The sequence below is a fragment of the Actinomadura spongiicola genome, from assembly GCF_003432485.1.
GTDB lineage: Bacteria > Actinomycetota > Actinomycetes > Streptosporangiales > Streptosporangiaceae > Spirillospora > Spirillospora spongiicola.
Window position 1 is genome coordinate 204,769 of the sequence record NZ_QVNQ01000012.1, and the last position, 10,000, is coordinate 214,768.

The window sequence follows — 10,000 nt, forward strand, 5'->3', positions numbered from 1 at the left end:
CGAGCAGGGGTACGCGGGTAGCAGGATGGGGTCATGCGACTTCGGATCTTCACCGAGCCCCAGCAGGGGGCGAGCTACGAGACACAGCTGACCGTCGCCAAGGCGGCGGAGGACCTCGGCTTCGACGCGTTCTTCCGCTCGGACCACTACGTCAAGATGGGCGACGTGACGGGCGAACCGGGCCCGACCGACTCCTGGATCACCCTGGGCGCGCTGGCCAGGGAGACGAGCCGGATCAGGCTCGGGACGCTGGTGACGGCCGCGACGTTCCGCCACCCGGGCCCGCTGGCGATCTCGGTCGCGCAGGTCGACCAGATGAGCGGCGGTCGCGTCGACCTCGGTCTCGGGACGGGCTGGTTCGAGGTGGAGCACGCCGCGTACGGCATTCCGTTCCCGAGTCTGGGCGAGCGTTTCGCGCGCCTGGAGGAGCAGTTGGAGATCGTCACCGGCCTGTGGGGGACGCCGGGCGGCGAGACGTACTCGTTCGGCGGCGAGCACTACACGCTGACCGACTCGCCCGCGCTGCCCAAGCCCGCCCAGGCGGGCGGCCCACCGATCATCATCGGCGGGACCGGGGCGAAGCGGACGCCGCGGCTGGCCGTCCGGTACGCCGACGAGTACAACGTCCCGTTCCAGCAGCCGGACGACACGCGCGCCGCGTTCGACCGGGTCCGGGCCGCGTACGCCGAGGCCGGGCGGACGAAGCCGCTCGTGTACTCGATCGCGCAGGTCCTGTGCTGCGGCCGTGACGAGGCGGAGGTGAAGCGCCGCGCCGCCGCGATCGGACGGGACGTCCCCGAACTGCGGCAGAACGGCCTCGCGGGCACGCCCGCCGAACTGGTCGACAAGCTCGGCCGGTTCGCCGAGATGGGCGCAGAGCGCGTCTACCTCCAGGTCCTCGACCTGCACGACCTGGAGCACCTGGAACTGATCGCCTCCGAGGTCATGCCCCAGCTCTGACCGCCCCTGAACCACGTGAGGGCCCGCGGCGGGCAACCCCCCGCGGGCCCTCACGCGTCACGTCCCGGGTCAGGCCGGCACCTCCTCGATCCGCGCGTGCCTCGGCAGCAGGAAGGTCGCCAGGAAGGTGAGCCCGAGAAGCCCGACCACGACCCACATCGTGATCTTCATGGCGTCGCCGAAGCCGGTTTTGGCGGCGTGCTCGCCCGCGTCCGCGACCGCACTCTGGACGGCGGGCGCCGATCGCGGCGCGGCGGCGGTCACGGTCGCGACGTCCGCGCGGAGCCGGTGGCAGGAGGCCGGGACGGCGGCGGCGTCCTCGGCGGTGGCGCGGTCGCGACCGCAGCCGCGGACGCCGTCCACGATCCGGTCCTGCCACGCGACGGGGACGGAGGCTACCGCGAGGTCCGCGCGGAGGGCGGCGGCGTCGCCGTCCGCGGCGGTCGCCACCTGCCCGCCCAGCAGACCGAAGAAGACCGTTCCGAGGACGGCCGCGCCGAACGCGGCGCCGAGCTGCTGCACGGCGGTGAGCGTGCCGCCCGCCGATCCGGTCTCCTCCGGTTCGACGCCCGCGAGGACGATGTCGAACAGCGGCCCCATCAGCAGGCCCATGCCGACACCGGTCACGGTCAGCGCCGGGGCGAGCTGCCACGGCGTCACGTCGACGCCCGCGTACCGGAGGATGAGGGAGAACGCGGCGATTCCGGCGGCCATGATCAATGCGCCCGCGTGGATCACGGCGCGACCGAAGCGCTGGACGGCCTGCACGACGCCGAACCCGAGGACGATGCCGACCGACCAGGGGATCTGCGCGAGGCCGGCCTTGAACGGCGAGAAGCCGAGCCCCATCTGGAAGAACAGGGACAGCACCAGGCCGAGGCCCGCGACGGCGGCGAAGAACACCAGGCCGACGCCGAGGCCGCCGGTGAAGCCGCGCCTGCGGAACAGGCTCGGCACGATCAGCGGGTCGTCGCCGGCGCGCTGCCTGCCGATCTCGTACCGGGCGAACACCGCCCAGACCGCGAGCGACGCGGCCATCATCAGGAACGTCCAGACGGGCCAGCCGTGCTCACGGCCCTGGACGAGGGGATAGATCAGCAGCCCGGCGCCGAGGGACGCGAGCGCCGCGCCGACGAGGTCGAGCCGGGACGTGTGCTCGGCGCGTCCTTCGGGCAGCAGCCGCAGCCCGGCGAGGACGGTGGCGGCGCCGAGCGGCAGGTTGATCAGGAAGATCATCCGCCAGCCGGTACCGAACAGGTCGGCGTCGATCAGCCAGCCGGCCAGCACCGGCCCGCCGACGGACGACAGCCCCATGACCGGCCCGAAGAGGCTGAACGCCGCGGCCATCTCCCTCGGCGCGAACATCTGTTTGATCATCCCGATGCCCTGCGGGAGCATCAGCGCGCCGAACAGGCCCTGGACGGCGCGGGCGCCGACGAGCATGCCGGGGGAGACGGCGACACCGCACAGCAGTGAGCCGATCGTGAACCCGGCGGCGCCGACGAGGAACATCCTCCTGCGCCCGTACAGGTCGCCGAGGCGCCCGCCGGTGAGGAGACCGATCGCCATGGCCAGGGTGTAGCCGGCGGCGAGCCACTGGACCGTGGCGGCGGAGCCGCCGATCTCGGCGCGGATCGTCGGGGCCGCGATGTTGGTGATCAACGCGTCCAGCATGTCCATGATCTCGGCGGCGAGGATCACGAAGAGGGCGGCCCAGCGCCTGCGGTACGGGGCGTTCGCCGCGCGCTCGGGGGTGGAGATCGACGGCATGGTCATGAGCACTCCAAGAACAGTGTTCGTTCGATACGAACGCTGTTCTAAACTAGGAACGATGTTCGCGTCAAGTACGCTGTTCGCGAGGTCTGCCGAGACGGGACGAGGACCGGAGGGACTCCGACGTGGCCACCGAACGCCTGGACATGCCGACGCCGCCCGGACGCAAGCCCCGCAAGGCCGCGCCTCCGCGGCAGCCGCTCAGCCGGGACGTGATCGTCGCCACCGCGATCCGCGTCCTGGACGCCGAGGGCCTCGACGCGGTGACCATGCGCCGCGTCGCCCAGGAACTCGGCACGGGCGCGGCGTCCCTCTACGCCCACGTCTCGGGCAAGGACGAGCTGTACGAGCTGATGCTCGACCACGTCGCCGGGGAGATCGCGATCCCCGTCACCGATCCCGCCCGCTGGCAGGAGCAGCTGAAGGCGCTGGCCAAGGCGATCCGCCGGGTCTACCTCTCGCACAACGACATCGCGAAGGTCTCGATGGGACTGATCCCCACCGCGCCCAACCTGCTCCGCGTCGCCGAGGCGCAGCTCGCCCTCATGCGGGCCGGCGGTGTCCCGCCGCGGATCGCCGCGCTCGCCGTCGACGCCCTCGGCAGGTACGTCGACGCCGACGCGATCGAGGGCGTGGTCTACTCGGCCAAGCTCAGCGGCGGCGAGGACGCGTGGGAGCGGTTCCGCCGCTACATCGACGAGATCCGTGCGTACTACGCGGCCCTGCCCGCGGATCGTTACCCCAACATCGTCGCGATGTCGGACGAACTGACCGCCGACGCGGGCGACGCGCGCTTCGAGGTCGGCATCGACATCTTCATCCGCGGCATCGCCTCATACGCCGAGCCCCCGTCCTCCTGAGCGAGGACGTCGTGCTCAAGGAGTTCTAGGCGAAGACGGCTTGGAAGGCGGCGTGCCTGGGAGAGCCCTTGGCGGTGTCCCAGACCGCGAAGACGACGTGCTCGAACCGGTCGGCGAACTCCCCGCCCGGACGCAGCAGCCCCGCGAACACCTCCGCGACCTCCCGCGGGTCGTTGCGGAAGACGCCGCAGCCCCAGGCGCCGAGGACGAGCCGCCCGTGCCCGTTGACCAGCGCCACGGCGAGGACCTTGCGGGCGCGCCGCACGAGCACGTCCCGGATCCGCTCCGCCTTGGCGGCGTCACGGATCGCGCCGCGGTTGGGGGCGGGAGACGTCAGGAACGCGACGCCGTACGGTTCCTCCAGCAGGACGCCCGCGTCGTCGCGGAACACCGGCACGTCCGGTGAGTAGATCATGTGGTCGCTGTAGAGAAGGTCGCCCTGCGCGCGGTGGAAGTCGTAGAACTCCCTGGCCGAACGCAGCGACGTGTACAGCCCGGACGATCGGGCCAGCCCTTCCTCCTGCGCGTGCGCCCCGTTCAGGAACCCGCCACCGGGGTTCTTCGCGGAGGCGAAGTTCAGCGCGAACGGAATGGCGCCGGGACCGCGCAGACGGCGGGCGGCGGCCAGCGTGGTCTCGTCGGTGACCTCGATGCGCGTTCTCGTGGTGGGGTCGGCCGGGGGCAGACGTTCCAGTAACTCGTCCAGTTCGTCCGGCCGGTACAGGGTGGTGTCACGGACCGTTCGGGCCAGGTCGTCGGCGATCGATACCGTGCGGCCGGACGGGGCGACGTAGTCGCCGCGGTCGAGAACGGCCACGGTCTCCTGTGCCGTCCTCCGGCGGGGGTGTCTGCTCATATCGCTTTGGATTCTGGAGACACGCGGGAGCGGGGCGCAAATCATTTCGACCGTCGGGCGAAAAAACCGATGTGGAGTGGTCGTTCCGGTCCGCCACACTTGTCGGTGTGCTTCTGACGATCACGACGACCATGAGCCGGGCGACCGAACTGGGATTCCTCCTCCACAAGCATCCGGGCAGGGTGCAGAAGTTCGAGCAGTCCTTCGGCACGGCTCATGTCTTCTATCCCGACGCGGACGAACGGCGTTGCACGGCCGCGCTGTTGCTGGACGTCGATCCGGTGAAACTCGTGCGCACGCGCGGTCGAGACACGCCGGACTTCTCCCTCGGCCAGTACGTCAACGACCGTCCCTATGCGGCGTCGTCGCTGCTGGCGTCCGCGATGGCGAACGTGTACCGCACCGCGATGCGGGGACGGTGCGACCCGCGTCCTGACTTGGCGGAGACGCCGATTCCACTCGAAATCGTCCTGCCGGCCCTTCCGTGCCGTGGCGGCCCCGGGCAGGCGGAGCGGTTCTTCGCGCCACTGGGCTGGGACGTGTCGGCCGTGCCGGTCCCGCTCGACCCGGAGTTCGGCGAATGGGGCGACTCCCGGTACGTGACCCTCACCCTGACCGGGACGCTGCGCCTGGCCGACGCGCTCAACCAGTTGTACGTGCTGCTGCCCGTCCTGGACGACGCCAAGCACTACTGGATGGCACCCGACGAGGTGGACAAGCTCATCCGGGCAGGGGAGGGCTGGCTGGCCACGCATCCCGACCGTGGAGCCATCACGCGCCGGTACCTGGCCAACCGGCGTGGTCTCGTCCGGACCGCCCTGGGTCGCCTCGCCGACGCCGACGAAGCGACCGAGGAGACGCTCGACCCCGTACAGGTGGAGGAGGAGCCCACTCCGGAGGACGGTGAGGAACAGCCGGTGTCGCTCGCCGAACAGCGTCTCCGGTCGGTCGTGCGGGTTCTGCACGAGGAGGACGCCCGGCGGGTCATCGACCTCGGCTGCGGCTCAGGGAAACTGCTGTCGCGACTCGCCCAGGACGACTTCTTCAGCGAGATCTCCGGTACGGACGTGTCGCACCGTGCGCTGTCCCACGCCTGGCGGCGCCTCCGCTGGGACAAGCAGCGCCGCCCGAACGACCGTGTCAAGGACGTCTTCCAGGGCGCGCTCACCTACACCGACGAACGGTTCCGCGGCTACGAGGCGGCCGTGCTCATGGAGGTCGTCGAGCACATCGACCCGCCGCGTCTCACGGCAGTGGAACGCGTCGTGTTCGCGGACGCCAGGCCGCGCGTCGTCGTGGTGACGACCCCGAACGCCGAGCACAACGTCCGCTACGAGGGGCTGGCGCCGGGGGCGATGCGCCACTCCGACCACCGTTTCGAATGGACGCGCGCCGAGTTCCGCGCGTGGGCCGACGGGGTCGCCGCCGCGCACGGCTACCGCGTCCGGTACGTGCCCGTCGGCGCCGACGATCCCGAGGTCGGCGCGCCGACGCAGATGGGGGTGTTCACCCGATGACCGAGGTCAAGGTCCCGGAGATGGGGCTCGTCGTGCTGGTCGGCGTGACGGGGTCCGGCAAGTCGCATTTCGCGCGCAAGCACTTCAAGCCGACGCAGATCGTCTCGTCCGACTACTGCCGCGGCGTCGTGTCGGACGACGAGAACGACCAGTCGGCCACCGGCGACGCGTTCGACCTGCTGCACTACATCGTGGCCAAGCGGTTGCGCCGCGGCCTGCTGACCGTGGTCGACGCGACCAACGTGCAGAGCGCGTCGCGGCAGTCGCTGCTGCAGATCGCGAAGGAACACGACGTGATGTCGGTCGCGATCGTGCTGGACGTCCCCGAGAGCGTCGCTGCGGAACGCAACGCCGTCCGCCCCGACCGGGACCTGCCCCCGCACGTCATTCCGCGCCAGCGGCGCGAACTGAGGCGCGGGATGCGCTCGCTGGCGCGCGAGTTCCGGCGGCACCACGTGCTGACCGGCGTCGAGGAGATCGACGCCGCGACGATCACCTACGAGAAGGCGTGGAACGACCGGCGGGACCTGACCGGGCCGTTCGACATCGTCGGTGACGTGCACGGCTGCCGCGCCGAACTGGAGGACCTCCTCACCGACCTCGGCTACGAGATCGACCGGGACGCGCGGGGCCGCGCGATCGGCGCGAGCCATCCCGGCGGACGCACCGCCGTGTTCGTCGGCGACCTCGTCGACCGCGGACCGGACACGCCGGGCGTCCTGCGCCTGGTGATGGGCATGGTGGCGGCCGGTGACGCGCTCTGCGTCTCGGGCAACCACGAGGCGAAACTCGTGCGCGCTCTCCGCGGACGCAAGGTACGGGTCGCGCACGGGCTGGCCGAGTCGCTGGAACAGCTCCACGCCGAGACGGACGAGTTCCGCGACGACGTCCTGCGGTACATGGACGGTCTCATCAGCCACTACGTCCTGGACGAGGGGCGTCTCGTGGTGGCCCACGCCGGGCTGAAGGAGGAGTACCACGGTCGTGCGTCCGGACGTGTCCGGTCCTTCGCGCTCTACGGCGACACCACCGGCGAGACCGACGAGTACGGGCTGCCCGTTCGCTACCCGTGGGCGCGTGACTACCGGGGCAAGGCCATGGTCGTGTACGGACACACGCCCGTCCCGGAAGCGGAGTGGGTCAACAACACGATCTGCCTGGACACCGGCGTCGTCTTCGGCGGGAAGCTGACCGCGCTGCGCTACCCCGAACGTGAGCTGGCGTCGGTGCCCGCGCGACAGGTCTGGTACGAGCCGACCCGTCCCCTGGACGTGGCGCCCACCGCACCCGGTGGCCGCCGGGAGACCGACGTCCTCAACATCGAGGACGTGCTCGGCGCGGGCGGTGTCGAGACCCGACTGATGGGCCGCGTCACCGTCCGCGAGGAGAACGCGCTGGCGGCGCTGGAGGTGATGAGCCGGTTCGCCGTGGACCCGCGCTGGCTCGTCTACCTGCCGCCCACCATGGCCCCCGCCGCGACGTCGCAACTTCCCGGATACCTGGAGCACCCCGCCGAGGCGCTCGCCGCGTACCGGAACTGCGGCGTGACCCGCGTCGTGTGCGAGGAGAAGCACATGGGCTCCCGGGCGGTGGTCGTCGTGTGCCGGGACGCGTCGACGGCGGCCGACCGCTTCGGCGTGGACGACGGAACTACCGGCGCCATCTACACCCGAACCGGACGCTCCTTCTTCCGCGACCCTTCCCGCACGACCGAGGTACTGGACCGGCTACGCGCCGCTATCGGTGCGGCGGGGCTCTGGGACGAGCTCGACACCAGTTGGCTCGTCCTCGACGGTGAGCTGCTGCCGTGGTCGGCCAAGGCCATGGAACTCATCCGCACGCAGTACGCGGCGACCGGCGCGGCCGCCCGCGCCTCCCTGCCGATGGCGGCCGACCTTCTCGCACGCGCGGAGGAACGCGGTCTCGACCTGGGTGGGCTTCGCGCGCACATCGACCGGCGCGCAGCCAACGCGGACCGCTTCCGCGACGCCTACGCACGCTACTGCTGGACGGTCGACGGCCTGACCGGGCTGCGGTACGCGCCGTTCCAGATCCTCGCCGGAGAGGGCAGTTCCTGGGCCGTCGCCCGCGACCACGAATGGCACATGACCGTGGCAGGGCGGCTCGCCGACCACGACCCGGCCGGATTCGTCCAGCGGACGGGTTCGCTGACCGCCGACCTGGACTCGCCGGAGTCGGAGACCGCCGTCACCGAGTGGTGGGAGAAGCTCACCGCGGCGGGCGGCGAGGGCATGGTCGTCAAACCGCTGGCCCCGCACCCGGACGACCGGCGCGTCCAGCCGGGCGTCAAATGCCGCGGACCGGAGTATCTACGCATCATCTACGGCCCGGACTACCGCGAACCGGAGAACCTCGACCGGCTGCGCGGCCGGTCGCTCGGCCGCAAACGCTCGCTGGCGATGCGGGAGCACGCGCTCGGCGTGGAGGCGCTCGACCGGCTCACCGACGGGGAACCGCTGTGGCGGATCCACCAGGCGGTGTTCGCCGTCCTGGCTCTGGAATCAGAGCCCGTCGACCCGCGCCTGTAGGAGCAGACGTAGGGCCCGCCCCGGCGAATCAGGGGGCGGGCCGTACCAATCCGTCACCCGGTCGGCTCTGGGAGAGCCGCTCAGGTGGAGAACAGCATGTGGAAGACGCTCCCGCCGTAAGGGCGGTGGTGGGGGCGCCCACCGTGGTGATGATGGTGCACCTGCGCCGCCGGGGCCTGCCAGCCCGGCCCGGCCGCGGGCGGCGGCGCCGTCCGGTACTGCGACTCCATCTGTGCCAGAGCCTCGAGCTCGCCATAGTCGAGGAAGATGCCCCGGCAACTGTCACATTGCTCGATGTGGACGCCGCTGCGCGTGTAGGTCCGCATCACGCCACGACATTTAGGGCAGTGCATCGCCTTCCCATCCTTCCATTACGGATCCCCAGGTAGAGGTCAAATGTAGGGCAGGTCACGCGCCACGTCATGCCACGTCCCCCGCCCTCGATATCCTTCCGCAGGCATCGATCATCGCCTGCTCCGGCCCGTCGAGCGGCCGGTTCCCCCTTTCCGCGGATATGACGCACGTGGCGGCGATCTGGATCGCCAGACTTCGCGCGGGTACGTCCAGGGTCGTCCAGGGGTCGCCGCCGGCGGGGACGGCCGGACCGCCCGCCTCCGTGTACGCGCCCAGGAAACGGCCCCAGTCATCGGGGTGCAGGACTCCCGCCGAGTACAGCGCTGCCGGACGCGCGAGGTCCCACACCGGGTCGCCGACGCCGAGGTCCTCGATGTCGATGAGCCGCCACCGTCCGTCCCGCCCGCGGACCATCTGCCCGAGGTGCCAGTCCCCGTGGATGAGGCACTCCGACGCCCCGGGCGGTTCCGCGCCCTCACCGCGAATCCAGGCGGGGAGGGTCGCGAACGCGTGTCTCACCACGTCCGCCGCGGGGCCGTGACCCAACTCCGAGACCCGGCGCGCCACACGGGCGGGACGTCCCCAGGAAGGCGCGTCCACCGGCACGGGCGTCGAATGGAGCGCCGCCAGAAGCCGCGCACCCTCCTCCCAGGGCGGGTCCTGACGCGGATCCACCGGCTCGCCGTACGGGGAGACCGTGACCGTGCGTCCGTCGACGTCGAGCGGCGGCCCCAGCGGACCGACCAGGACGTCCGGCACGGTGACCGCCACCCGTATCCGTTCCAGGAAGACGGCGCCGTGCTCGCGGTCGGCCTGGTGCGCCTTCACGGCCACGTCCCCGACGCGCACCACCAGAACACCGTGCCGGTCGTACAGCGTCTCCGGCTCGGAGGACACGGACGCCGAGTCACGCCCGATCTCAACGAGGCGGGCGAACAGGCTCGACTGGACGGTCTCGGTGTGCACCTGGACAGTCAACCATTCGCGCGGGCCCGTTCCGACTAAGACGTCATCTCATTTGGGTTGGCGCCGGTAGTCTGCGGCCGTGGAGATGGTCGAGCGGCTGGTGCCGGAGGAGTTGTGGGAGCTGTTCCAGCGGGTGGTGCCGCCCGCTCCGAGGAGGCCGCAGGG

General features: G+C 71.1%; 8 protein-coding genes and 1 pseudogene. 5 read left to right on the forward strand and 4 right to left on the reverse strand.

What is annotated here, in order from left to right; all coding sequences use genetic code 11:
• The first annotated feature begins 33 nt into the window (after positions 1-33).
• A complete protein-coding gene (locus D0T12_RS31145) occupies positions 34-960 on the forward strand; it encodes an LLM class F420-dependent oxidoreductase (RefSeq protein ID WP_117404163.1) in 927 nt (308 codons plus the stop codon).
• A gap of 69 nt (positions 961-1,029) precedes the next feature.
• On the opposite strand, the gene D0T12_RS31150 is transcribed toward D0T12_RS31145, so the two are convergent.
• The gene (locus D0T12_RS31150) at positions 1,030-2,736 is read right to left on the reverse strand and encodes an MFS transporter (protein WP_117404200.1); all 1,707 of its coding nucleotides are present in this window, start codon (positions 2,734-2,736) and stop codon (positions 1,030-1,032) included.
• Between the two features lie 122 nt (positions 2,737-2,858).
• Between D0T12_RS31150 and D0T12_RS31155 the strand changes: the two genes are divergently transcribed.
• On the forward strand, positions 2,859-3,593 hold the full coding sequence (locus D0T12_RS31155) for a TetR/AcrR family transcriptional regulator (RefSeq protein WP_233526397.1): 735 nt from the start codon (positions 2,859-2,861) through the stop codon (positions 3,591-3,593).
• Positions 3,594-3,618: 25 nt separating this feature from the next.
• Here the strand turns inward: D0T12_RS31155 and D0T12_RS31160 are convergent, their stop codons facing one another.
• Entirely contained in the window at positions 3,619-4,410 is a 792-nt protein-coding gene (locus tag D0T12_RS31160) for a TIGR02452 family protein (protein WP_325050855.1), read from the reverse strand.
• A 146-nt stretch (positions 4,411-4,556) separates the two neighbouring features.
• On the opposite strand from D0T12_RS31160, the gene D0T12_RS31165 reads away from it, so the two are divergent.
• Positions 4,557-5,966 (forward strand): 3' terminal RNA ribose 2'-O-methyltransferase Hen1, encoded by a 1,410-nt coding sequence (locus D0T12_RS31165; RefSeq protein WP_117404202.1) that lies wholly within the window; start codon positions 4,557-4,559, stop codon positions 5,964-5,966.
• On the forward strand, positions 5,963-8,515 hold the full coding sequence (locus D0T12_RS31170) for a polynucleotide kinase-phosphatase (RefSeq protein ID WP_117404167.1): 2,553 nt from the start codon (positions 5,963-5,965) through the stop codon (positions 8,513-8,515). The genes D0T12_RS31165 and D0T12_RS31170 overlap by 4 nt, the downstream gene beginning before the upstream one ends.
• Positions 8,516-8,595: 80 nt before the next feature.
• On the opposite strand, the gene D0T12_RS31175 is transcribed toward D0T12_RS31170, so the two are convergent.
• Positions 8,596-8,868 (reverse strand): TFIIB-type zinc ribbon-containing protein, encoded by a 273-nt coding sequence (locus tag D0T12_RS31175; protein WP_117404169.1) that lies wholly within the window; start codon positions 8,866-8,868, stop codon positions 8,596-8,598.
• 67 nt (positions 8,869-8,935) lie between these two features.
• Positions 8,936-9,835 (reverse strand): phosphotransferase family protein, encoded by a 900-nt coding sequence (locus D0T12_RS31180; protein WP_117404171.1) that lies wholly within the window; start codon positions 9,833-9,835, stop codon positions 8,936-8,938.
• A gap of 79 nt (positions 9,836-9,914) precedes the next feature.
• On the opposite strand from D0T12_RS31180, the pseudogene D0T12_RS31185 reads away from it, so the two are divergent.
• Positions 9,915-10,000 (forward strand): annotated as a pseudogene (locus D0T12_RS31185) (IS5/IS1182 family transposase); the annotation flags it as partial.